Source organism: Streptomyces sp. NPDC104106, from assembly GCF_055584345.1.
The window spans coordinates 356,275-378,853 of record NZ_JBVJMF010000003.1; the positions used below are offsets into that span (position 1 = coordinate 356,275).

Consider the following 22,579-nt stretch of genomic DNA (forward strand, 5'->3'; position numbering starts at 1 on the left):
GGACCTGGTGGGCGGCGAGACCTGCCGTACCGGCCTCGACAGCTGCCTCGACACCGCCCCGCCCTACGACGAGATCCGCCTCCTGCCCTTCGACCAGGGCACCGAGTCCATCGGCCTGGCCTCGGCGGCCAACTGGCAGCGTACGGCGGCTCGCGCCCGCACGGTGGGCGTCCTGACCGCCCTCGACGACGCCGCGTGTCCACGGGACTTCGCCGCGCTGGTCCGGTCGCGCCCGTCGCTGAACAGGATCCGCGTACGCCTGCCGCTGCCGCTGCCGATCCGCGTCGACGCGGCTGTGGCGGCCCTCGGCGGACCCGTCCGGGGGCGGCGGTCAGCCGGCCGGACTCCGCCCGGAACCGTGCTCGTCCCAGCCCTGCGCGTCCTGGCGGTCGTCGTCCTGCCGTTCCTGGTCCTGCCGCGTGGCGTCCCGCAGGACTCCTTCGCGGATCTGCCGGCACGACCGGCTGATCAGACGCGACACGTGCATCTGCGAGATCCCGAACCGCTCGGCGATGCGGCTCTGCGTCATGTCCTGGAAGAACCGCAGGTAGAGAATGGTCCGTTCCCGCTCGGGGAGCGCCGCCAGATGGGGTTTGACGGCCTCACGGTCCACGACGGTCTCGAGGGCGGGCTCGGGGTCGCCGAGGGTGTCGACGAGGCTGTGACCGTCCTCGCTGCCGCTCAGACCGGCGTCGAGGGACAGCGTGCTGAAACTCCGCAGTGCCAGCAGACCGGTGCGGACCTCCTCCTCGGTCAGCTGTGTGTGCTCGGCGATCTCGGCGACCGCGGGCAGGCGGTCCGACACGCTGCCCGACAGGTCCTGGCAGGCGAACCGCACGCGGTTGCGCAGTTCCTGGACCCGGCGCGGCACGTGCAGCCCCCACATGTGGTCACGGAAGTGCCGCTTGATCTCGCCGGTGACCGTGGGTACGGCGTAACTCTCGAAGGCGTGGCCGCGGTCGGGGTCGTAGCGGTCGACCGCACGGACCAGCCCGAGCGCAGCGACCTGGCGCAGGTCCTCGTCGCTCTCACCACGGTTGCGGAACCGTCCGGCCAGCCGGTCGGCCATCGGCAGCCAGGCCTCGACGATGTCCCTGCGCAGCTCGTCGTGCTGCCGTCCGTCGGGGAGCGTGGCGAGCCTGCGGAAGGCCTCCTCCGAATCCGGGGCGTCATCGTGCCGATGACGCCGTGCCGTCACTTGAGTGCGCATGATGCCTCGCAAATACTTGTCCGGCGTAGCGGTCACCGCGGGAGCGCGGATGTGGTCCGGGCGTTCCGCCCCGGCGACGTCCGGGACGCTCCCGCGTGATTCCCATCCGCTGCCCGGCGACGGCCGGCGCAAACCGCCGTGGACAGGCCGCGCGCCGGGCGGCGCGCGAGTACCCCCCTCGCCTGGGTACCCGGAAGCGGTGCGGCCCCACCCGGTGACGCGCGGGGCGCACCGACGAGGGGAGAAGGGGTGACAGGCCATGGCGGTAAAGGGCGCTGAGGATGACGGCCAGGCGCACGACGCGACGCCCTTCCTCCCCGGGCGGCGCGCGGGGCTGCCCGGGCTGCGCAAGGCGGCCGCGCAGTGCCGGGGCTGCCCGCTGTACCGGGACGCGACCCAGACCGTGTTCGGCGAGGGCGACACGGACGCGCGGGTCATGCTCCTCGGCGAGCAGCCCGGGGACCAGGAGGACCGGCAGGGCCGGCCCTTCGTCGGCCCCGCGGGCAGGGTGCTGAGACGCGCCCTCGCGGACGCGGGGATCGATCCCGATCAGGCGTACGTCACCAACGCGGTCAAACACTTCAAGTTCACGATCCCCGAAGGCCGTAAACGCCGGATCCACAAGGCGCCGAGCCTGCGCGAGATGACGGCCTGCCGTCCCTGGCTCGTGGCCGAGCTGAGGGTCGTGGCACCGGAGGTGGTCGTCGCGCTCGGCGGGACGGCGGGCAAGGCCCTGCTCGGCTCGGGCTTCCGGGTGAACGAGCAGCGCGGCGCCCTGCTTCCCTGGCCCGTCCTCGGCGACGGCGACGGTGCGGACGGTGCCGAACAGGGCATCAGCGGGCTGGTGGCGACGATCCACCCGTCCGCCGTGCTGCGCGCCGACGACGCCGACCGCACCAAGCTCTACGACGGCCTCGTCGCCGATCTGCGGGTCGTCGCCGACGTCCTCGCGAACGGCGAGGGTCCCGGCGGGCGGGACGAGGACGCGCCGTGAGGTGCTTCGGGAGGCGGGCGTGCCGGAGCTTCCGGATGTCGAGGGGTTTCGCGAGGTCCTGAACGGCTGCGGTCGTGGCCGGTGCGTCCGGCACGTCGAGGTGCGTGACCCGGGCGTGCTGCGCGGGGTCGGCGCGGGACGCCTGCGGCGGGAGGTCGAGGGCAAGCGGCTCGGCCGGCCCTGGCGCCACGGCAAGCTGCTCATCGTCCCGGTCGGGGAGGGCGCGGGTCCGGCCCTCGTGTGGCACTTCGGCATGACCGGAGCGCTGGTGTGCACCGGTGCGCAGGAGCCGCCGGCCAGGCACGACCGGGTCGTGCTGACCCTCGACGACGAGCGCCGGCTGTGCTACCGGGACCAGCGCAAACTCCAGGGCATCCGGCTGGTCCCGGACGCGCGGGCGCTGCGGCGGGTGCTGGACCGGCTGGGCCCGGACGCCCTGGAGCTGACCCGCCCGGACTTCCTGGCCCTGCTCGCCGGGCGGCGCGGCGCGGTCAAGGGCGTACTGATGGACCAGTCCCTCATCGCGGGGCTCGGCAACCTGCTGTGCGACGAGATCCTCTGGCGCGCCCGGGTGGCGCCCCTGCGTCCGGCGCGGGGCCTGGACGCCGCCGAGGCGCGGCGCGTTTTCACGGCGCTGCGTGGGGTGCTGGCCACCGCCACGCGCGCCGGGCGCGTACCACCGCGCCGCACCTGGCTCACGGGCCGCCGCGACGACGCCGAGCCGCTGTGCCCCCGCTGCGGCGCAGGGCTGCGGTCCCAGCGCGTCGCCGGCCGCAGGACCGTCTGGTGCGCGCACTGCCAGCAGTGATCGCCGCCGCGCTAACCGGACGGCTCCTCGGGCACGGGCTGCTCGGGATGCACTCCCGCGTGCCGCGGAGCGCCGCGCGGCCCCGCGCCGGCCTCGTCCGTGTCGGGTACGTCGGCCGCACCGCTCTCGTCGGCGTCCGTACCGGTCGCGTCCTGGTCCGGTTCGCCGCCGGGACCGTCCCGGTCGTCCGGGCCGTCCTGCCGCGGGCGGCGCTCGCCGCTGCGGGGCTCCCACCGGTCCTCACCGGCCCCCGCCTGCTGGTCCGGCAGATCCCTTGGCACGGGGTGCGGGCTGTTGCTGGGCGGAATCTGGCTCACTGTGCCGTCTCCTCACGGAATGATCTGGTCCACCACGCACCGCGTCCTCTGATCACGACGCCCGCGCGTGGCCGTGCGCGCCGGCTTTCGACAGCGCCTTGAGCAGCTCCTCGCGGGTCATGGAGGAGCGGCCCTTGACATCGGCCTCGGCCGCCAGGTCGTACAGCTGCGACTTGGTGAGCGAGTCGGGGGAAGGCTCCGCGCGCGGGCGTCTGCGGCGGCCGGCTTCTCCGGCGCACCGCCCCGCTTCCGGGACCTTCGTTCCTTCTGCGACTTCGCCCGGTCCACGCTGGCCCGCAACACGTCCATCAGATCGATGACGTTGGTGGCCTCGGCCGGCTGCTCGGCCTTCTCCACGCTCTCGCCCTTCTGCTTGGCCGCCACCAGCTCCTGCACCTTCTCGTGATAGGTGTCGTGGTAGTCGGTCGGGTCCCATGCGATGCTCAGCGAGTCGATCAGCTGCTCGGCCATCCTCAGCTCGCGGTCGCCCAGGCGGACCCCGCCGGGCAGATCGTCGATCTCGGTGTGCGGGTCGCGGATCTCGTCGGCCCAGTGCAGGGTGTGCAGGGTCAGGATCCCGGCCTCGGCCTTCACCGCGACCAGATACTCCCGGTTGCGCATGACGAACGTGGCGATCCCCGCCTTGCCCGCGCGCTCCAGGGCCTTCTCCAGCACGGCGTACACCTTCTCGTACTCCTCCCCCTTCGGCCCCAGGTAGTAGGTCTTGTCGAAGAAGACCGGCTCGACCTCCTCCAGGTCGACGAACCCCGCGATCTCCAGCTCACGCGAGCGGCCCGGTGCGATGTCCTCCAGTTCCCGAGGCTCGACGATCACGTAGGTGTCGCCGGTGTCCAGGCCCTTGACGATCTCGTCCAGCGGTACCTCCTTGCCGGTGCGCTCGTTCACCCGCTTGTTGCGTACGCGGTCGGAGGTACCGCGCTGAAGCTGATGGAACCGGACGGCGTGACTGTCGGTCCCCGTGAACAGCTGGCCCGGCAGGGACACCGGGCCGAAGGTGAGGACACCGTTCCACACCGCACGTGCCATGCCGCGGCCACCTCCGCGAGACAGAAGGCTCACTCCCGAGGCTTCCCTCCGCCGGCGGGTACCCAGCGCGGTACGCCGTACCCGTGGTACCCCTCGTACCCGTGGTACCGCTCGTACCGCTGCGCCGCCCGCGTCACTCGCCCTGGGTGCGCCGCACACATTCGGTGACGACACCGTGCAGGTCGCCTGTGCGCTCCAGGAGCAGCCGCTGTTCGCGGGCGCCGTTTCCGCCGCCGAGGAGTGAGGCGACGGTGCGTTCGACGCGGGCGGCGTCACCGTTCTCGGTGAGCACGTCGCCGGTGTGCTCCAGCAGCGAGCGCACCACGGCCGCGGCGGGCCGGGGCCGCATGGTCGCAGGGTCGAGCAGATCCTCCTCCAGGCCCCACCGGGCGGCCTGCCAGGAGGCCAGTCGCAGCACGCTGACACTGTGGTCGAGCGGAGGCTCGCCCGCCCGCCAGGCACGAGCCGCCGTCTCCACCAGGGCCCGGACGAGGGCGGCGACGAGGACGGCGGTGTCCGCGTGCAGGCACACGTCGGCCACCCGGACCTCCACCGTCGGGTAGCGCGCGGACGGGCGCGCCTCGAAGTACGCCATCGCCTCGTCGAGGATGACACCGGTGGCGAGCATGTCCGCGACCCGCCGGTGATAACCCTCGGCCGACCCGAACAGCTCGGTCGGCCCCGCCGACGGCCAGCGCTCCCACAGTCGGCGGCGGTACGCGGCGTAGCCGGTGTCCCGGCCCTGGTAAAAGGGCGAGTTGGCGCTGAGCGCGCACAGCACCGCCAGCCAGGGGCGCAGCCGGTCGACCACGGCCACGCCCTCCTCGTCGGACTGGACCGACACATGCACATGGCAGCCGCACACGAGCTGTTCCCGGGTGGGGGTCCCGTACCGCTCGGACAGCCACCGGTACCGATCGTTGACGCTGATCGTCGCACTGACCGGCAACGGTGAGGTGGCCAGCGCGGCGACCGCGCACCCCAGCTCGCCCGCGTGCCGCGCCGCCTCCTTGCGGCAGTGCATGATCTCGGCGCCGAGCACGTCCATCTCCGCCTGCGGATGCGTGGCGAACTCCAGCATCTGCCCGAACAGTTCCTTCTCGAACACGTTCTGTCCGGGCTCGTCCTGCGCCGCGTGGGCGAGGACGGCCGCGGACATCGCCTTCGGTTCCCCGCTGTCCGGGTCGACCAGAAGGAGTTCTTCCTCCACTCCTACCGTGCGCACCTGTCGCCGCCTTCCTGCTCCGTGCGGCCGGGGCCAGCCGGCGCCCGGGCACCGTCGCCGTGCTGCGACCCGGATGTTCCGGATCCGCTCCCCGTCCCGGAACGCGGCCGAGGGCGATTCGTAGCGCGGGGAGGACCACGGCACGAGTACCCACAGGACGGGACGGCGTGCGCCCCGGAAAGGCGATCCTTCGGGAGCGCGGAGGCCGCCCCTCGTGCGCGATCAGGCGCGCCGCACCGTCGTGTGCTCCAGAGCCTCGCGGGCGTCGGGGAAGCCCGCGATCCCGAAGGCGAGTTTCACAGGACCCGCGCGCCTGGGCGCGGGCCTGTCGCAGCACCACCCTGGCGGCGGTCACGACCCGTGCTCGGGCAGACGCAACTGCTCCCGGACGCCCGCGGCCACCGCGGCGAAGTAGCGCGGCAGGTCCTCGGCGGGCCGTGGTCCGGCGTCGGCCCCTGGAGCACCTGGCAGGCCGCCACGGACGAGGTACGGCGGGAACCGGGGCGCGCTGAGGTCATGCCACGACTACCCGTGCGCCCCGCCACCCGAACTCTCCGAGCCCGCCCCTGGCCCATCGGGGCCGGCCGGTCCCGGCCCCGGTCGTGACCGCGCCTCCTCGATCTCCGCCATGTGCTCCTCGGCCCACACGCGCAGCGCGGCGAGCGGCCGCTCCAGGGAGAGCCCCAGACCGGTGAGGCCGTAGTGCACCGCCGGCGGCACGGTCGGCTCCACGCGGCGGGTGACCAGTCCGTCGTGGACCAGCCCCTGGAGCGTGACGGAGAGCATCTTCTGCGAGACGCCCGGCATACGGCGCCGCAGATCCGCGAAACGGACCTCGCCGGGAGCGTCCTGCGCCAGCACCTTGATCACCATCGAGGTCCACTTCGTCCCGATCCGGTCCAGGAGCAGGCGCGTCGGACACTGCGGATCGAAGAGGTCACCGCGCCGCGACGTGGTCACGTCGGACTCACCACCTGAGAGGAAAGTGCCGTCTTGGGGCCTCAAGAGTAGTTCCCTAAGGTTTGCTTGTCACCATTCGTAACTACCCAGTCGGAGGCACGCGTGCCCGAACTGCGGCGCATCACCGTCAACGGTGTGGAGCTGAACGTGGCCCTGGACGGTTCGGGGCCGGCCGTTCTGCTGCTGCACGGATTCCCCCACACCTGGGAGGTGTGGCGGGAGATCATGGCGGGCCTCGCGGACCGTTACCGGGTCATCGCGCCGGACCTGCGCGGTTTCGGCGCGAGCGGCCCGGCCGAGTCCGGATACGACGCCGGGACCCTGGCCACCGACGCAGAGTCACTGCTGGAGGCACTCGGCGTGCCGGGCGCCGCGGTCGTCGGCATCGACGCGGGCACGCCCCCGGCGTTCCTGCTGGCCATGCGCCGCCCCGACCTGGTGCGCCGGCTCGTCGTCCTGGAGGCCCTGGTCGGCCGGCTGCCCGGGGCCGAGGACCTCCTCGCGGCCGGCCCGCCCTGGTGGTTCGGCTTCCATGCCGTGCCCGGACTCGCGGAAGAGGTCCTGAGCGGGAACGAGGCCCGGTACATCGACTGGTTCCTCAACGCCGGAACACTCGGCGAGGGCGTACCACCGCTGATCCGGGACGCCTTCGTGCGGGCCTACACCGGTCGCGAGGCGCTGCGGCGCGCCTTCTCGTACTACCGGGCCCTGCCCGACAGCGCTGCCCAGGTGCAGCAGGCCGTCGCCCGCGGAAGGCTGAGCGTCCCGACGATGACCGTGGGAGCGCACCCCGTCGGCACGGCCCTGGAGAAGCAACTCCGGCCGCACGCGGACGATCTGACGGGGCGTGTCCTCGACGGCTGCGGTCACATCGTCCCGCTGCACCGCCCGCGGGCCCTTCTCGCTCTGCTGCGTCCCTTCCTGGCCGGTGAGCGCGTGCCGCCTGCCGGCGAGGCCCCCTGCCGGGCCTAGGCTCACGCTGGACCTGTCGAGCCCCCGGGAGGAAGCAGCGTGACTGCGGACGAGGCACACACCGACGTCAACCGCGCCGCTGTTCCGGCGCACACGGACTTCGACCCGGCCGCCGTCCTGGAACGGATCGACGCCGCCACCGAGCAACTGCTGGAGACGGCGTCCCGGTTCACCGACGCCGACGTCCGCGCACCGTCGCTGCTGCCGGAGTGGTCGCGGGGCCATGTCCTGACCCATCTGGCGCGCAACGCCGATGGCGGGCGCCGGCTGCTCGTCTGGGCGCGGACCGGCGTGGAGACACCCGAGTATCCGAGCCTGGCGGCCCGAGCCGAGGAGATCGAGCGGGGGGCGGGCCGGGGCGCCGGCGCACTCGTGGCCGATGTGCGGGACAGCGCCGCCCGGTTCGCGCGGGAGTACCGGCGGATGACGACCGAGGCGTGGCGTCGCACGATCCGCTGGACCCGGGGCCAGGAGCGCCCCGCGTCCCGGGCCGCCGTCTCGCGGCTCACCGAAGTGCTCGTCCACCACGTCGACCTGGCCGCCGGCTACACCCCCGCGCAGTGGCCGGCCGGCTTCGTCCACGACATGCTCGACCGGGTCGTCGCGACCTTCGGCGGACGCGGCGACGCCCCTGCCATGCGGTTGCACGCCACCGACACCCGCATCCGGTACGACATCGGCAGCCCGCCCGCACCGGTGATCCACGGTACGGAAAGCGCGCTCCTGAGCTGGCTGATGGGCCGTTCCCCGGGCACCGGCCTGACCCCGCAGGGCGGCGTGGCACTGCCGGAGCCGCCCTTCCTCTACTGATCACCGCGAGACTGGCGCTGCGGCGCCGCCACCGTGCCGTCCCGGCCGCATTCCCGAATCGGCGGCCGGCCACAGAGCGACGCGCACCGACGCACTGACGCCCCGACCTGTTCGCGCCGCCCGCGGCTCAGGCGGGAGCCCGGAGGCCGAGGCCAGGGCGCCGTGCCAGTCGGTCCCGGCGGCGACGGCGGTTCGCCACCGGCGCAGGTCGCGCGGCGGCATCCCCACGGCCAGGGCGCCGGTGAGCGGCCGCCCGGTGCGGCAGGCGACGAGGAACCGGCCGTCCGCCATCAGCAGGACGACCAGCGGGTCCTGGCCCGGCCGGACGCCTTTGACAGCAGCTCGTCGAGGTGGTCGGCGAGGGCCGTCTGCGCCGCCACGACCTCCTCCGCGGTCGACGTGCGGCGGCCGATGACCGGGGTGTTGCGCTGGAAGAGGCCGGGGTCCTCGTACGGCTCGAAGCCGGCGAGGAGCCGCTCGGATCCACCGATGCCCGGATCCCGGTGGTGCCAGGGGCGCGGAGCCTGACGCCACCGGGTTGATCACGCTAGCGGGGCGCGATCTCCCTGCCCTCCGCGTCCCGGACGGTGATGGCCAGCATCGGACAGATGTCCGCGGCGTCCAGGGCGCGTTCGTCCTGCTCCGCGATGTGCTCCTGGACGGGATGCGCGTGGTCGTCGGCGAGAGCGAACAGCTCCGGCGCGGCTCCGGCGCACATGCCGGAGCCGATGCAGCGGCCGGAATCGACGTGCAGTTGCCAGCTCATGATCCGCCTCACCAGCCCACGGGCATGACGCGCGGGCCGCGCACCAGCATCTCGGTCTTCCAGGTGATGTCACCGGTGACGTGCAACCGGGGGAATCGGGCCACCAACGCGCCGATGGCCTCCTGGAGTTCGAGGCGGGCCAGTGGCGCCCCGAGGCAGTGGTGGACGCCGTGGCCGAAGCCCAGATGGGCGTTGCCGGTCCGGGTGATGTCGAGCGTGCCCGCCGCGGTGAAGCGCAGCGCGTCGCGGTTGGCCGCGCCGACGGCGACCAGCACTGGTTCCCCGGCCCGCACCAGAGTGCCGCCGACCTCGACGTCCTCCTTGGCGTACCGCGGCTGACCGGCGCCGCTGCCCAGGGGCACGAAGCGCAGCAGCTCCTCGACCGCGCTGGTGATGAGCGTCGGCTCGGCGCGCAGCCGGGCCAGCGCCTCCGGATGGTCGAGAAGGGTGAGTACGAAGTTGGGGATCTGGGTGGCGGTGGTCTCGTGGCCGGCCACGAGGATGCCGACGCACAGGTCGACCAGCTCCAGCTCGGACAGCCGGTCGTCGTGATCGCGCGCCTCGATCAGCGCCGTCATCAGGTCGTCCTGAGGTTGCTTACGGTGCGCGGTGATCAGCTGGGCCATGTACGCGCGCAGCTCTTCGCGGTTGCGGTCGAACTCCTCGGCGGTCAGCGAGCTGGTGGACAGCGCCGCGTCGCTCCATGCGCGAAAGCGCGGGCGGTCCTCCTCCGGCACCCCGAGGAGCCGGCAGATCACCGCGACCGGAATGGGCAGGGCGTAGCGGTCGACCAGATCGACCGGCGGCCCGGCCGCTTCGATCTCGTCCAGCAGGGTGGACGTCAACTCCCTTACCTGCGGGCGGAGTCTCTCCACCTGGCGGACGGTGAAGGCCTTGGCGACCAGGGAGCGCAGCCGGGTGTGGTCCGGCGGATCCATGCTGAGGATCCCGCTGTCGCGCCTGCCCTCGGAGGCACGCGGCTCGTCGTGCGCGAGGGCCAGGGCGCGGCTGAAGCGCTGGTCGCCGAGGACCAGCCGGGCGTCCGCGTAGCGGGTGGCGAGCCAGGCGGGCTCCCCGTAGGGCAGCTGGACGCGTAGCAGTCCGGGGGTGTCGCGGGCCCGTTCGTACGCCTCCGACAGGGCCAGGTCCTGGCTGGAGTTGAAGGGGTAGGCGAGGGGTGCGTGGTCCGTTGCCGTCACTGCTGCCTCCCTGGTGTAAGCACGCGCTTACAACGCTAGGAGGTGCCCACCGAGAGGTCAACGACGCTAATCGGCCGTTACGCTGTCGGCCCCTCGGCAGGCGCGAGCGGGCACACGGCGGCAGAAGGAGCACAGGGTGGACACCAGCGAGCAGACCCTTGACCAGGACCGGACCGGCGGCGGCCCGGTGCACGAGGCCTCCCCGCCCCGCCCGCGCGACGCCCGGGGGACCCGCGCGCGCATCCTCCGCGCGGCCGGCGCGGTCTTCGCCGAGCGGGGGTACGAGGCGGCCACCGTCCGGGACATCGCCGGCCGGGCCGGGGTGAACCAGGCGCTCATATTCCGCTACTTCGGATCCAAGAAGGCCCTGCTCACCGAGGTCATGGCCGAGGGAGGCAAGGAGCAGGTGAGCAACACGCCTCCGGACCGGCTGTTCGAGACCGCGTTGCGCGGTGTCCTCGCGGACGGCGGCAAACCGGGTTCGGACCGGCTGCTGGCCGTCTACCTGCGCTCCATAGGCAGCGCCGACGCCGCCCCGGAGACCGTCCGTGCGCTGGGGGAGGAGTACGCCGCCGCGCTCGCCGCCCTCTCCTCGGCCGACGACAGCAAGCTGCGCGCCCAGCTCGCCATGGCCTGGCTGCTCGGCATCGGTCTGATGCGGGTCGTGGTCGGCCAGGAGCCCCTGGCGAGCGCGGAACCGGACGACATCTGCGGCCATGTCCTCACGGCACTCGAAGGGCTTCTGCGCGAACAGCGGCCGTAGTCCATGCGCGGGGAGGTGGCCCCGCAGCACCGCCCGCTCGCCTGTCTGGCGGGCCCGCCCCCACCGCTGCCTGTCCCGTCCGGGCCCGTCGTGCGACCTGCGCGCCGGTTCCGCTCCCTCACGGCCGGCAGCCCGCACGGGGGGGCCGTGGCCGGTGTCACCCGTCGCGCGGCACGTTCCGGTGGGGCTGCCACGCCCGGCCCGTGGGCGATACGGATGCGCATAGTCGCCGTGGGCCCTTTCCTGCGGACGCTCGGCGCCTTCATCCGGCAATCTGCCGGCGCAGTACAACGACGATGTCGAAGTCGCCGTGACCAACGGCCTCGGGCCGACCCCGGCCGCCGCACGGGCCCCTCGTGCTCATCGCCCGAGCCCGGATGCGCGCCCGCCGCTGTCTGCGCACACACCCGGCCTGGGCGGCAAACGCCGTACGACGCCTGCCGGTCAAGGAGGAATGAGCGGAGGGGAACGGCTACGTGGGCAGGCCCTCGGCGAAGAGGAGCCGCCGCTCGAGGGCCACCTGGCGCAATTCCCTCGCCGCGGCGTACTCGGGCGAGGCGTACCACTCCTTCGCCCGGTCCATGTCGGGGAACTCGACGATGACGAGGCGCCGTTCGGAAGGCCAGGCGCCTTCGACGGCGTCCGGTCGCGCACCGCGCACGACGTAGCGGCCGCCGTAACGCCTGATCGAACCCTCGGCCAGTCTCCGGTACTCGTCCGCGAGCGTCTCGTCCAACACCTTGACCTCGGAGATCACATAGGCAGCCATGCGCTCATGCTGCCACGCGCGCTCCTGCCCTCGTACCGGTCAGGCTCCAGGGGTGGGGCCGGGCGGCAGGTGGACCGTCATGATCAGGTGGCGGGTCTCGGTGCCGGAGCCGCGACAGGTGTGCGGTGTGCCGCGGTCGAACGTGGCGGTCTGGGCCGCCGCCGCGGTGTGCTCGGTGCCGTGACGAGGGTCGTCCGGCCGGCCGTGACGCCGACCGTCTCCACGACTCCGGCCTGATGGGGATGGCTCGGGTATTCCTCCTCCGGCTCCAGCCGCCCACCGTGACCGCGCCGGAGGAACTGGAACATCGGTTCGCCGACGGCGGTTGGGCCCCCGCCGACGGGCCCGTCCCCCGGATCGAGGCCTGGCACACCGTGTACCGCTCCTGTGGCACCGACCCCGCCGGATCCCGCCCAGTGTCGACGCGCTCGGCTGTCGGCTCGCCGAGAAGGGCAGCCCGCCGCGCGTCAACCCCGCCGCCGACTCGTACAACTCCGTCTCCGTCCGCCACGGCCTGCCCGCCGGCGTCTTCGACCTCGACGACGTGAGCGGTGACCTCGACATCCGGCACGCGGCCGGCACCGGGTCCTTCACCCCGCTCGGCGAGCCCGGTACCGTCGAGACCCACAAGCCCGGCGAGATCATCTAGGCCGATGCCGAGGGGGGTCTTGACCCCGGCACGGGAACCACCGTGACGCCCACCGCACCCGGATCACGGGGGACTCCACCCGCGTCGCCTCCGTACGGGCGACCCTCCATGCCGACCGGGACGGCGACCTCCTCGAGATCGCGGCGGAAGAGCTGCAGTGCCTCCTCGCCCCGCACGCCGACCAGACCGCCGTGCACCGCCTCCGCCACCCTTTGCCGGGAACCGCCGGACAGCCCGAGACCGTCGTCATGCTCGGATTCGTCAGGACCGACGACCAAGCCCTCGTCTCGTACTTGGGTGATCCCGCGCGCGCTGTCGCGGCGTACCGCGAGTTGCTCCGACGCGGGCAGAGCGCGCTGAGCGCCGTCCGCGTCGGCCTGCGGCACGAGAACCCGGCCGTCCGGGAGGGCACTTCCACGCTCTTGCCCTGCGACCGGTGCAAGGGCGACACCTGCGCGCCGGGTGCGGGCCGCGTCGTCGGACCCGCGCTGCACCACCTGGCCTCGGACCCCGACCCGCACGTCAGGGCGATGGCGGGCGACCTGGTCGGCACATTCGCCCACGCCGACGCGCGTGCCGTGGCTGCCCTGAGGGCGTCCCGTGCCGGCGACCCGCGCCCGGCGGTGCGCAAGAAAGCGGGGTGGTTCGTCCCCGGAGGGGCCGTCTACGAACGGACCCGTCCGCTCGCGACCGGTTGAGGTACACCCCCCCCGGCGGACGAGCCCCTACCCGATCGTGCGGTGGAAGCACACCCGGTCCTGCCCGGGACCGTCGTAGTCGGTGTGCACCGGCACTCCGCCGACCTCACGGTCCCCGGCCTCGGCGGCGAACCCCATCGCGCGATGGAACGCGACGGAGCCCGCGTTGGTCGGTGAGGTGATGGCCCGCACCTCCGTGCGTCCCGCCTGGGCGGCACGTGCGAAGAACGCGGTGTACAGCTCGCGGGCCACGCCCCGCCCGCGTAGTCCGGGATCCACGCCCACGAAGTGGATGTACGCCTCGGTGTCGTTGTCGGCCGAGTCGAAGCCGACGAGAAACGCCCTGACGCCTGCGCCGTCCTCCAGGACGAGGCTGGTGGCGGAGAAGAACTGGAGGAACAACCGGGGCAGCAGCAAGGACAGTTCCCGGGCCTGTTCGGGGGTGCGCGAGTCCGTCCACCACCGCTGCACGCATGCGACGATCGGGGTGTGGTCGTGGACTCGGGCCTGACGCAGGGTGGCCAATGTCGTTCCTCTCGATCGCTCGGGTGTCGTCCGATTGTGTGGTGCGGCGTTGCGGACTGGTGCGTTCGCCCAGCAGGACCAGCCGGATTCAGGCCAGCCGGAGCCGGGCCAGCCGGAGCCGGGTCGGCACGAGCGGCTGGTCCGGGCGGCAGGCTGCCGCTGGTGACAGGTGTGGCCACCGCAGCCCCGCAGAACCTGCTGCGGAGGCCCGCGGGCATGGGCGAGCCCGAACGCCGGGGTGCTGTCACCGGAACCCTCCAGGCCGGGCTCATCGGCGGCATTCCGCTCGCACGCGCCGTCGGCAGGGTGCTCGGCGAGCATCCCGGCCGACCCGACCCGACCCGACCCGACCCGTCCCTGCCGGCCGCCGCTCTCGGCAACGCCCTGTGCCGCGCGTGTCCGCCGTCCCCCTCTGCTCTGCGACACGCTTCGGCTGCCGTCTGCCTCCAGGCCACTGTCTTCACACCGTGGTCGCGTTCCTCGCCGCGGGCGCGTACCTGGCGGGGCGCCACGAGCGGCCGACCGCACCCCGGCACCTGCGCCGATGACGCCCGAGCCGCACGACACCACGCGCAGCCGCGACACCTCGTGTCTCACGAGCCCGCGCTACACACCTGTGCGGCGCCGTCGAGACGTCGCCGCGGCGGTGGACGCGGTGCGGAAGGCCGCCGAGGCCCGGCCCGCCGTCGTCGCCCGCGTCGGGCGGCGCGGAGACCTCGCGTCCGGCCCGGCCCCGGGACGCGGCGCAGGCCGTGGGCCGACGCTGACGACGGCGCCGTGCGAACGCGGAACCGCCGCACCGGGGCCGGAGTTCGGCCGGGGCTTTCGGCGCGAAGGTCCGCCGGCCCCGCCCTCCGGCGACAACCTCCGCTTTCGGGGTGCCCCTGCCCGTGCGCGTTCACCGGCTGTCCGGCCGGAGGGCGGTGGTCGTTCCTGTGGCAGCGGCCCGGTTCCCGGGTTCACCGGGCCTGCGACATACGATGGCCGGATGACCAAAGTATTGCTGAACACCTCGGCCGGAGACATCACCCTGGAGCTCGACGAGGCGAAGGCGCCCAAGACGGTGGCGAACTTCGTCGAGTATGTGCGGTCCGGCCACTACGACGGAACCGTCTTCCACCGGGTGATCCCCGGCTTCATGATCCAGGGCGGCGGCTTCACCGCGGACATGCAGCAGAAGCCGGCGCCGCGGCGCGTGGAGAACGAGGCCAAGAACGGCCTGCGCAACGACAAGTACACGGTGGCGATGGCGCGCACCTCGGATCCGCATTCGGCGAGCGCGCAGTTCTTCATCAACGCCGATGACAACGACTTCCTGAACTACCCCGGCCAGGACGGCTGGGGATACGCCGTGTTCGGCAAGGTCGTGGACGGCGACAAGGTCGTGGACGCCATCGAAGGGGTCAGCACCACGTCCCGGGCCGGGCACCGCGATGTGCCGGTGGAGCCGGTCACGATCGTGTCCGCGCGCATGGTCTGAGACCGGTGGCCTGTGCCCGGGGCGGCGCCGCGCCAAGCCGCCCCGGGCACAGGTCCGGACCGCTCAGCTCTGGGCAGGCCCCGCCACGGTCACGACCACGATCAGAACACCGGCCACCTCGCCGGAACCGAGTCCTTCGACGGTGCAGGTGAGCCGGACGATGCCCGTGCGCCCTCGCATCACGCCGGGTCGTGCCAGGGATGCCGCCGGACGGTGACAGGTGCACCGGTACGCGTACCTGAGCGACCCGGGCGGCGCGACCAACGGCATCGGTGACGACCTGACACATCAGGGCACACCACGGACGGGCGGGCCGACCTGACGGCGGCTGAGATCCGGCCCCCGTACGGCATGCTGACTGCCGAGGTGTGCCGCCAGCCGCTCCTCACCCTGCGCCTGTGGACCGGTGTTACTGGGACGACGCCCGACGAAGGCCATGGGGCGGACTCCGCTGCGGTCTCTAGAGTGATCGACATGTCCACATCCGTACCTGCCCTACCCATACACGCCCTTGTACACAGCCCCTTGACCGCCGAAGCCGTCGCGGAACTCGTGGCGCTGCCGACCGTGTCGTCCGTCGGTGAGGAATCCGACGCCCTCGACGCGGAGTTGCGGCGTCGCGGATGGGCCTGGGAGCACGAGCTGGTCTGCGACTCCTTCCGCACCGCTCACCACCACGTGATCTGCAGCGACCACCACACCCCGTTCGGAGAGCCCGAGGCGCGGTCCTTCCTCGTCTTCGGCGAGTTGTACCCCGTCGACCCGAACGACAAGGACATGGACAACGCCGACTGGCTGTACGCGTACATCGACGCCTGGGAGCAGGTCCCGGGCTGGAGCAGCCGCAGACCGGCCACGGCCCAGGACTGCGAGGCCGTACTCGCCCAGGCGGCGCAGGCGGTGACCCAGCACCTGGGTGAGGCTGCGGAGCGGACGGTCGTCTCGTCCTTCACCGTCAGCACCGGCCCGGCGCTGACACACCGCGTCTGGCGCACCCCCACCCACGCCCTCATCCTGGGTCCGGCGGCCGACGAGGGCCCCTACGGCTACCTCACCCACCTGCGACTGTCCTGCACACCGCTGGCCTGCGGCCCCGACCTGCCGCCGGCGGGCGACGGCGACGCCCTGGACAGATGGATCGCCGCGCATACCGACTGGTGACCCATCCTCCGACGCGCCGCCGCCCTGTCCCTCGGGTGTCAGAAGCAGGTGGGCACACGGGCGCAGCACGACGACCGCGTCGGCGAGGTGGCTCGGCTCGGTCGCGCCCACGATCGGGGCGTCGGCGACTCGGGTTCTCCAGCATCCAGGCCGTCGCGATCCGCCCCATGGGACCCCGCGCTCCTCGGCGGTCTTCCGTACGGCGTCGACGATCGCCCGGTCGCTGCCGAGGCAGATCCGACGGCCGTGCAAGTCGGCATCCGGATTGGCCTCCGCCCACCGCGCCGAGCGTTCGCCCCAGGGCTTGGCGACGCGGGCGGCCGCGAGAGGGGATCCACGGGATGCTGCCCGCTCCCTGGCCGACGAGCAGGCCGGGCGTCTCCCGGTCCTCCTCGCGGTGCGGCAGGCTCTACTGGTCCTGCACGGACACGAAGCACGTCCAGCCGTCGCGCGCGTCTACCTGCGCAGGGCGGGTCCGACGATCTCCTCCGAACTGCCGGCGCCGGAGATGTTCGCGATCTCCCAGAAGGTGATGCCGAGCTCGACCGCCTGCCGGAACAGCGGTTCGGCCCCCTGGTCGTCCAGGTTCCGCGATGTCTGTTCCGCAGGTTGCCGAAGCTCATGCCGGCGGTGCCGGCTTCGCGCCGTCGACGAGCCCGCCATGCCCGGGGAAGCGCGGGGAGAGGCTTCGGGAGGCGGCGGACCGGCGGCTGTTGCCGCGCTGGGCCTACGGCACACGGCGTGCAGCACGCGGCAGCGGGCAGGAGCCGGGGCTGGTCAGGTGGCCCGCGCGTGGGCCATGCTGGCGCCTGCCAGCCCCCGTTCGCGCGCAGGAGTCGCCCCCATGCCCAAGCCCCGCTTCGCCATCCTCGGCGCCGGCAGCATCGGCTGCCACCTCGGCGGCCACCTCGCCGCCGCCGGGCATGACGTGGCACTCATCGGGCGGCCAGCCGCGATCGACGTGCTACGCGAACGGGGACTCACCCTCAGCACGACCGGCCGGCCGCCGGTTCATCTCCCGCCCGACGGGCTGACGTCGGCCACTGGCCCCGAAGCGGCGGCCGGCGCCGACTATGTGCTGGTCACGGTGAAGACCGCCGACACCGCCACCGCCGCCGAGGAACTCGCCCCTCATCTCGCCTCCGGCGCCGTCGTGGTGAGCTTCCAGAACGGGCTGCACAACCCCGACACCCTGCGGGCCGCGCTGCCCGGTCACACGGTGCTGGCCGGGATGGTGCCCTACAACGTGGTGCGGTCCGAGCCGGGCACCGTGCACCAGGGCATGCCGGGCACGCTCATGACCGAGCCCGACGACTCGCTCTTCGCGTCCTTCCGCGCGGCGGGTCTGGCCGTCGAGGCCCGCACCGACATGTCCGAAGTGCAACACGCCAAGCTGCTGTTGAACCTCAACAACGCCGTCAACGCCCTGTCGGGGCTGCCGCTGCGCGACCAGCTCGGCCGACGTGCGTACCGCCGCTGCCTCGCCCTGTGCCAGCGCGAAGCCCTCGCCGCGTACCGCGCCGCCGGGATCGCTCCCGCGCGCCTCGGCCCCACCTCGCCCGCCGTCACCCCGTACATCCTCGGGCTGCCCGACGCCCTCTTCCGCCGGGTGGCCGCCGCGTCCCTCCGGATCGACGCACACGCGCGCTCCTCGATGTGGGAGGACCTCCAGCGCGGCCGGCGCACGGAGATCGACTCCTTGCAAGGTGAGATAGTCGCCCTCGCCGCCGCCCACGGGCTGACCGCTCCCGCGAACGCGCGTCTCGTCGCCCTCGTGCACGAGGCGGAGTCCACGCCGCGCACATGGACCGGGCCGGAGCTGTACGCGGAGGTGCGCGCGGCGCGCTGACGCGAGGTCCATGGGTTAGCGATCACCGCGGTGGACCGGGCGGCCGCAGCCGCGCTAACGCAAGTGGCGTTGCCTTATGCTGGTCGGCATGACCGATCCCGAGATCCGCCGTCGCCCCGGGGGGCGCTCGGCCCGCGTCCGCCGTGCCGTTCTGGACGCCACACTCGACATTCTCGGCGAGAAGGGCGTGGACGGGGTGGGCGTGGCGGAGGTGGCCGCGCGGTCGGGCGTGCACGAAACGTCGGTGTACCGGCGTTGGGGCACCCGGGAAAAGCTGGTGGTCGACGCGCTGCTGAGTTTCAGCGACGAGGAGTTGCCGATCCCCGACACGGGATCGTTGCGCGGGGATCTGTCCGCGTTCGCCGGTGAACTCCTGGAGTACCTGTCCAGCCCCCTCGGGAAGGCGCTGCTCCACGCTCTGGCGAGTGCGGGTGACGATCCGGCGCTCGGCGAGGCCCGGTCGCGGTTCTGGCAGACCCGCCGGGATCTGGCCGGCGTGATGGTCGAGCGCGCCATGGCGCGCGGGGAAGTGCCCGGGACCGTCGACGTCGACACGGTGCTCGAAATGCTGATCGCGCCCCTGCACTTCCGTGTCCTGCTGACGCATCAGCCACTGGAGGAGGGCCTGCCGGAGCGGCTCGCCGACCTGGTCGTCGCCGGGGTCGGCGCTACGGCAGACGGGCCGCCCAGGGCTCGCGGCTGAGCCATTCCAGGATGATGGCGACGGCCTCGGACATCTTGGACGTGGCGCAGTGCCCGGTGCCGGGGATGAGGTGTACCTCCGTGTCGCGGCGGCCGCGGAAGACGAGGGTGTCCTGCTGGGGCACGTGGACGTCGTCGGCGCCGTTGACGACGAGCATGGGGGCGTTGTCGTCCCGGTCGAGCAGGGTGCGCAGACTGAACGACGGCCACAGGCGGGCGAGTTCGTCCTCCGCGGGCGCGTGGTCGAAACCGAGCGCGTTGCCGATGATGCCGTCCATGCCGTAGGCGAAGCCGCGGCCCGCGGTGAAGGAGTGCTCCACCGGGCCTCCCCAGTCGATCGCCGCGTCCACCTCGCCGGCCAGCCCGGAGCGAGCGGCGAAATGCCCGCCCATCGAGAGGCCGAGGTGAACGACGCGTCCGTCGCCCAGTGAGCGGCACGTGTCGATGAGGGCACGCACGATCTCGGCGCCGCCGTCGGCGCTCATCGGAACCTCGCTCTCGCCGGTGCCGGCGATGTCGAAGGCGAGCACGCGCATGCCGGTGTGCAGGGCGAAGGCCTCCAACAGCTCGTGCATGTCCATCTTCCACGTGTCCACGCCGCCGCTGGCCAGCAGTACGGGCGTGTCGTCCCCGGAGGTCTTGGGCGGGGTGAGCAGATGCACCGGCACGGCCGTGGTCCCGCCGCGGTGCGGGACCTTCAGTACCCGGCGCTCGAAGGCGACCTCGAAGGACGGCGCGGCCAGTTCGTACTGCTCCAACTGCCGCGTCAAGGCGGTCTGTTTGGCCGCGTCGGCCGGAGTGGGGAACTTCGCCCATCCATAGGCGAGCGCGGCCCGCCGGTGCTGTCCGTCGCCCGCGTAACGGGCGGCCAGCTCCGACCACTCGTACACCCAGCCGCCGGGCCGGTCGGGCCACATGTCTGTGATGGCGGACCGGACCGCGTCCACGTCCTCCACCGGCAGGCCGGTGTTGACCATCTGCGGGTACCGCTCGCCGAACAGGTCCTGAACGTCGATCTCCCACTGGTACGCCATGAGTGCTCCTCCGGTCGGGTTAACGCAGGAAAGCTGCGTTAGGAGTCTTGAGTCCGATGGTAGACCCGCGTCGAAGCTAACGCAAGAATCCTGCGTTAAGAGCGCCGCTCGCCGTCACGGCCGTCACCGGCGTGGCCCGCGCGGGGAATCACACGCCGAGGGCGTCGAGGATCGACTGCATGGCGAGGACACCGCCGAGGCCGAGGATCGAGAGCACGGTCGTGTAGGTGGTGCGTGCCTTGAGCGCGTCGATGACGGACAGGTTGAAGTACTCCTTGAACATCCAGAAGCCAGGGTCGTTGACGTGCGAGAAGGCGATCGAGCCGCAGGAGATGGCGAGCACCGTGATCTCCGGGTGGACTCCGCTGCCGGCGAGCAGCGGCAGGGCCACACCCGAGGCGGTGACGACGGCAGCGGTCGCCGAGCCGAGGGCCACGCGGAGGATGACCGCGATCAGCCAGGCGAGGACGATCGGCGACAGGGACCAGCCGGGGGCTGTGTGCTTGATGTAGTCCGAGATCCCGCCCGCCACGAGGACCTGCTTGAACGCGCCGCCCGCACCGATCACGAGCAGGATCATCGCCATGGGCTGGGCGGCGGACCGGCAGGAGGCGCTGACCTCCTCCAGGCTCCGGCCGGCCCGTGGGCCGAACGCCCGGATCGCGACGGCCAGGGTGAGCAGCAGGGCGACGGGCGCCAAACCGATGAACGCGATGAAGTGCAGCACGGGCCCCGACCCGGAGTCGGCCAGCTCGGTCACCGCGGCTCCGGCGATGAGCACCACGGGGAGCAGGGCCACCACCGACCAGCCCATGCTCGGCATCTCCTCCTCCGTGAAGACACGGTCACTGACCAGGCCGGTGGGTATGGAGGGGGTCATCCTCCGGATGAACGGGAAGGCGCGGCCATACCAGCGCGACCAGCGCACCGGCCGGGACGGCGATGAACAGGCCGTAGAACAGGGTCAGTCCGACCGAGGCGTGGAAGGTCGTGGCGGCGGCGGTCGGACCGGGGTGCGGCGGCAGGAAGCTGTGCAGGATGCCTCGGCGGCCGTGTCGCCACGGTCGTGGGCGTTCCCCAGCGTCGCCTTCTCGCGCAGGTGGCCGAGCCCGGCCCGCTGGGCGGTGATCTCCGCCTCGATCCGTTCGGCGTGCCGCAGCGGCAGGTCGCGCTGCTCGGCCGCGGCCTCCCGGCCGCGTGCCCGGTTGCCCGGACAGGCACGCGTGTCCTCGTTGCCCAGGCCGACCGCGCGGAGACAGGACGGCACCTCCAGCCTGTCGAGGTCACGGTCGTTGTACCGGCGGTGCCCACTGGTCGTCACGGGCGACAGCGGAACGTACCTCAAGCGCTTGAGGTCAAGGGCGGCAACGGCCGGTGGTCAGCTCCCGCTGCATGAGGAAGGTGTCGATCCACCGGCCGTGCTTGTGACCCACATCCACCAGGCGGCCGGCGTCGGTGAAGCCGGAGCGGCGGTGCAGGGCGCGGGAGGCGTCGCTGCCGGTGTCGGCGATGACCGCGATCATCTGCCGCATCCCGGCGCGGGCGGACGCGGTGACGAGCGCTTCGAGCAGGGCCGTGCCCAACCCCCGCCCGGTGGCGTCGGGGGCGAGGTAGACGGTGTCCTCCACCGTGGTGCGGTACGCCGGCTTCGGGCGCCAGGGGGCGGCGTAGGCGAAGCCGAGGACCGCGCCGTCCGACTCGGCGACGAGGAAGGGCAGCTTCCGCTCGGTGAGGTCGCCGAGCCGTCCTTCCCAGTGGGCGAGGGCCGGCGGGGTCTCGTCGAAGGTGACCACGCTGTGGCGGACGTAGTGCTCGTAGATGCCGGCGACGGCCCTGAGGTCGGCGCCGGCCGCGGGTCGGACCAGCGTCCGGGGTGCGGGCATTGCCGGGCTCTTTTCTCTATAGCGAATGAAGTGATTATTATAGTGGAATGCTCGATCTCGTGGCCCTGGGCGGCCGAGTGCAGAAGGCGCGGCGCGGACTGGGGCTGACCTTGCAGCAACTGGCGGACGCGGCCGAGGTCAGCGTGAGCATGCTGTCGTCGGTCGAGCGCGGCCGGAAGGCGCCCACCGTCGTCGTCCTCGCGCGCATCGCGAACGGCTTGGGTGTGCCCCTGGCCGAGCTGGTCGCCGAGCCGGAGAAGCAGCGTGTGATCGTGCGCCGCGCGGCCGAGCAGGACATCGTCGAGGAGCCGGGCGGCTGGCGCCGGACGATCCTGACCCCGGTGGTGCCGGGCGTGAACTTCGAGTGGATCCGCACGGTCCTGCCCCCCGGCTGCGACGCGGGCGAGTTCCCCGCCTACGCACCGGGCTCCCACGAGTTCGTCGCCGTGGAATCCGGCACCCTGCGCCTGGCACTCGCCGGTCGTGTCGTGGACCTCGCGGCCGGTGACTCGGTGTATTTCGCGGCGGACGTCGTCCACGGCTATGCCAACCCCGGGCCGGTGCCGTGCGTGTACCACGTCGCGGCGCTGATCATGCGCCCCCGGGGCGCTCGGTAGGGACCGCGGCGCAGCGCACGCCGGACGGATCCCCTACGGGTGCGGACGAGCCGCGTCCATCCAGGGGTGGAGGACGGCGGGGCCGCTTCCATCGACCCGTGGGGGGTGGTGATCCATCGCCCGTGCGGAGCACCCTTGAGG

Annotated in this window: 24 protein-coding genes and 3 pseudogenes; 12 read left to right on the forward strand and 15 right to left on the reverse strand. The window is 72.6% G+C overall.

The window, feature by feature from the left end:
• Positions 1–331: 331 nt before the first annotated feature.
• On the reverse strand, positions 332–1,210 hold the full coding sequence (locus ACZ60X_RS08930) for a SigB/SigF/SigG family RNA polymerase sigma factor (RefSeq protein WP_469595205.1): 879 nt from the start codon (positions 1,208–1,210) through the stop codon (positions 332–334).
• A 259-nt stretch (positions 1,211–1,469) separates the two neighbouring features.
• Here ACZ60X_RS08930 and ACZ60X_RS08935 point away from each other — a divergent pair, with 259 nt between their 5' ends.
• The gene (locus ACZ60X_RS08935; RefSeq protein WP_469595207.1) at positions 1,470–2,204 is read left to right on the forward strand and encodes a UdgX family uracil-DNA binding protein; all 735 of its coding nucleotides are present in this window, start codon (positions 1,470–1,472) and stop codon (positions 2,202–2,204) included.
• A gap of 19 nt (positions 2,205–2,223) precedes the next feature.
• Positions 2,224–3,012 carry an Fpg/Nei family DNA glycosylase gene (locus ACZ60X_RS08940; protein ID WP_469595209.1) on the forward strand — a complete coding sequence of 263 codons (789 nt, stop codon included), beginning with the start codon at positions 2,224–2,226 and terminating at the stop codon, positions 3,010–3,012.
• Positions 3,013–3,023: 11 nt separating this feature from the next.
• Here the strand turns inward: ACZ60X_RS08940 and ACZ60X_RS08945 are convergent, their stop codons facing one another.
• The 4 genes from ACZ60X_RS08945 to ACZ60X_RS08960 all read right to left on the reverse strand — a co-directional run bounded on the left by ACZ60X_RS08945 (position 3,024) and on the right by ACZ60X_RS08960 (position 6,561).
• Positions 3,024–3,329, reverse strand: coding sequence for a hypothetical protein (locus ACZ60X_RS08945; protein WP_469595212.1), 306 nt, complete (start codon positions 3,327–3,329; stop codon positions 3,024–3,026).
• A 117-nt stretch (positions 3,330–3,446) separates the two neighbouring features.
• Complete coding sequence (gene ku / locus ACZ60X_RS08950) at positions 3,447–4,376, reverse strand: non-homologous end joining protein Ku (RefSeq protein ID WP_469595214.1); 930 nt, start codon at positions 4,374–4,376, stop codon at positions 3,447–3,449.
• Between the two features lie 133 nt (positions 4,377–4,509).
• Positions 4,510–5,601 (reverse strand): glutamate--cysteine ligase 2, encoded by a 1,092-nt coding sequence (locus ACZ60X_RS08955; RefSeq protein WP_469595216.1) that lies wholly within the window; start codon positions 5,599–5,601, stop codon positions 4,510–4,512.
• A 525-nt stretch (positions 5,602–6,126) separates the two neighbouring features.
• The gene (locus ACZ60X_RS08960) at positions 6,127–6,561 is read right to left on the reverse strand and encodes a winged helix-turn-helix transcriptional regulator (RefSeq protein WP_469595218.1); all 435 of its coding nucleotides are present in this window, start codon (positions 6,559–6,561) and stop codon (positions 6,127–6,129) included.
• Positions 6,562–6,663: 102 nt separating this feature from the next.
• Here ACZ60X_RS08960 and ACZ60X_RS08965 point away from each other — a divergent pair, with 102 nt between their 5' ends.
• Together ACZ60X_RS08965 and ACZ60X_RS08970 are read left to right on the forward strand one after the other, a co-directional pair.
• Entirely contained in the window at positions 6,664–7,533 is an 870-nt protein-coding gene (locus ACZ60X_RS08965; protein WP_469595220.1) for an alpha/beta fold hydrolase, read from the forward strand.
• A 39-nt stretch (positions 7,534–7,572) separates the two neighbouring features.
• Positions 7,573–8,343 carry a maleylpyruvate isomerase family mycothiol-dependent enzyme gene (locus ACZ60X_RS08970; protein ID WP_469595223.1) on the forward strand — a complete coding sequence of 257 codons (771 nt, stop codon included), beginning with the start codon at positions 7,573–7,575 and terminating at the stop codon, positions 8,341–8,343.
• A gap of 547 nt (positions 8,344–8,890) precedes the next feature.
• Here ACZ60X_RS08970 and ACZ60X_RS08975 read toward each other — a convergent pair.
• Complete coding sequence (locus ACZ60X_RS08975) at positions 8,891–9,109, reverse strand: ferredoxin (protein ID WP_469595225.1); 219 nt, start codon at positions 9,107–9,109, stop codon at positions 8,891–8,893.
• A gap of 8 nt (positions 9,110–9,117) precedes the next feature.
• Positions 9,118–10,308 (reverse strand): cytochrome P450, encoded by a 1,191-nt coding sequence (locus tag ACZ60X_RS08980; protein ID WP_469595229.1) that lies wholly within the window; start codon positions 10,306–10,308, stop codon positions 9,118–9,120.
• A 136-nt stretch (positions 10,309–10,444) separates the two neighbouring features.
• Between ACZ60X_RS08980 and ACZ60X_RS08985 the strand changes: the two genes are divergently transcribed.
• Positions 10,445–11,071, forward strand: coding sequence for a TetR/AcrR family transcriptional regulator (locus tag ACZ60X_RS08985; RefSeq protein WP_469595231.1), 627 nt, complete (start codon positions 10,445–10,447; stop codon positions 11,069–11,071).
• 472 nt (positions 11,072–11,543) lie between these two features.
• Here ACZ60X_RS08985 and ACZ60X_RS08990 read toward each other — a convergent pair whose 3' ends face one another.
• Positions 11,544–11,840, reverse strand: a complete 297-nt coding sequence (locus ACZ60X_RS08990) for a DUF1330 domain-containing protein (RefSeq protein WP_469595233.1) — start codon at positions 11,838–11,840, stop codon at positions 11,544–11,546.
• 39 nt (positions 11,841–11,879) lie between these two features.
• A pseudogene (locus ACZ60X_RS08995) lies at positions 11,880–12,115 on the reverse strand (XRE family transcriptional regulator); the annotation flags it as partial.
• On the opposite strand from ACZ60X_RS08995, the pseudogene ACZ60X_RS09000 reads away from it, so the two are divergent.
• Together ACZ60X_RS09000 and ACZ60X_RS09005 are read left to right on the forward strand one after the other, a co-directional pair.
• A pseudogene (locus ACZ60X_RS09000) lies at positions 12,113–12,707 on the forward strand (B3/B4 domain-containing protein); the annotation flags it as partial. The pseudogenes ACZ60X_RS08995 and ACZ60X_RS09000 sit on opposite strands and share 3 nt — an antisense overlap.
• Before the next feature lie 30 nt (positions 12,708–12,737).
• Entirely contained in the window at positions 12,738–13,187 is a 450-nt protein-coding gene (locus tag ACZ60X_RS09005; RefSeq protein ID WP_469595974.1) for a HEAT repeat domain-containing protein, read from the forward strand.
• A gap of 27 nt (positions 13,188–13,214) precedes the next feature.
• Here ACZ60X_RS09005 and ACZ60X_RS09010 read toward each other — a convergent pair whose 3' ends face one another.
• Complete coding sequence (locus ACZ60X_RS09010) at positions 13,215–13,712, reverse strand: GNAT family N-acetyltransferase (RefSeq protein WP_469595236.1); 498 nt, start codon at positions 13,710–13,712, stop codon at positions 13,215–13,217.
• 988 nt (positions 13,713–14,700) lie between these two features.
• Between ACZ60X_RS09010 and ACZ60X_RS09015 the strand changes: the two genes are divergently transcribed.
• Together ACZ60X_RS09015 and ACZ60X_RS09020 are read left to right on the forward strand one after the other, a co-directional pair.
• Positions 14,701–15,192 carry a peptidylprolyl isomerase gene (locus ACZ60X_RS09015; protein WP_469595239.1) on the forward strand — a complete coding sequence of 164 codons (492 nt, stop codon included), beginning with the start codon at positions 14,701–14,703 and terminating at the stop codon, positions 15,190–15,192.
• 525 nt (positions 15,193–15,717) lie between these two features.
• Positions 15,718–16,353, forward strand: a complete 636-nt coding sequence (locus ACZ60X_RS09020) for a hypothetical protein (RefSeq protein WP_469595242.1) — start codon at positions 15,718–15,720, stop codon at positions 16,351–16,353.
• A gap of 456 nt (positions 16,354–16,809) precedes the next feature.
• Here ACZ60X_RS09020 and ACZ60X_RS09025 read toward each other — a convergent pair whose 3' ends face one another.
• Positions 16,810–17,016, reverse strand: a complete 207-nt coding sequence (locus ACZ60X_RS09025) for a hypothetical protein (RefSeq protein ID WP_469595245.1) — start codon at positions 17,014–17,016, stop codon at positions 16,810–16,812.
• A 181-nt stretch (positions 17,017–17,197) separates the two neighbouring features.
• On the opposite strand from ACZ60X_RS09025, the gene ACZ60X_RS09030 reads away from it, so the two are divergent.
• Entirely contained in the window at positions 17,198–18,202 is a 1,005-nt protein-coding gene (locus ACZ60X_RS09030) for a 2-dehydropantoate 2-reductase (protein WP_469595247.1), read from the forward strand.
• Positions 18,203–18,290: 88 nt separating this feature from the next.
• On the forward strand, positions 18,291–18,905 hold the full coding sequence (locus tag ACZ60X_RS09035) for a TetR/AcrR family transcriptional regulator (RefSeq protein ID WP_469595249.1): 615 nt from the start codon (positions 18,291–18,293) through the stop codon (positions 18,903–18,905).
• On the opposite strand, the gene ACZ60X_RS09040 is transcribed toward ACZ60X_RS09035, so the two are convergent.
• From ACZ60X_RS09040 to ACZ60X_RS09055, 4 genes and pseudogenes are all read right to left on the reverse strand, one after another.
• Complete coding sequence (locus ACZ60X_RS09040; protein WP_469595251.1) at positions 18,871–19,938, reverse strand: alpha/beta fold hydrolase; 1,068 nt, start codon at positions 19,936–19,938, stop codon at positions 18,871–18,873. The two genes, ACZ60X_RS09035 and ACZ60X_RS09040, sit on opposite strands and share 35 nt — an antisense overlap.
• Positions 19,939–20,086: 148 nt before the next feature.
• A pseudogene (locus tag ACZ60X_RS09045) lies at positions 20,087–20,975 on the reverse strand (GntT/GntP/DsdX family permease); the annotation flags it as partial.
• Positions 20,903–21,259: a MerR family transcriptional regulator gene (locus ACZ60X_RS09050; RefSeq protein ID WP_469595253.1), complete on the reverse strand. Its 357-nt coding sequence runs from the start codon at positions 21,257–21,259 to the stop codon at positions 20,903–20,905. The gene ACZ60X_RS09050 and the pseudogene ACZ60X_RS09045, both read right to left, overlap by 73 nt.
• Positions 21,260–21,293: 34 nt before the next feature.
• Positions 21,294–21,821 carry a GNAT family N-acetyltransferase gene (locus ACZ60X_RS09055; RefSeq protein ID WP_469595256.1) on the reverse strand — a complete coding sequence of 176 codons (528 nt, stop codon included), beginning with the start codon at positions 21,819–21,821 and terminating at the stop codon, positions 21,294–21,296.
• Between the two features lie 47 nt (positions 21,822–21,868).
• Between ACZ60X_RS09055 and ACZ60X_RS09060 the strand changes: the two genes are divergently transcribed.
• Positions 21,869–22,438: a helix-turn-helix domain-containing protein gene (locus tag ACZ60X_RS09060; RefSeq protein WP_469595259.1), complete on the forward strand. Its 570-nt coding sequence runs from the start codon at positions 21,869–21,871 to the stop codon at positions 22,436–22,438.
• Positions 22,439–22,579: the final 141 nt, after the last annotated feature.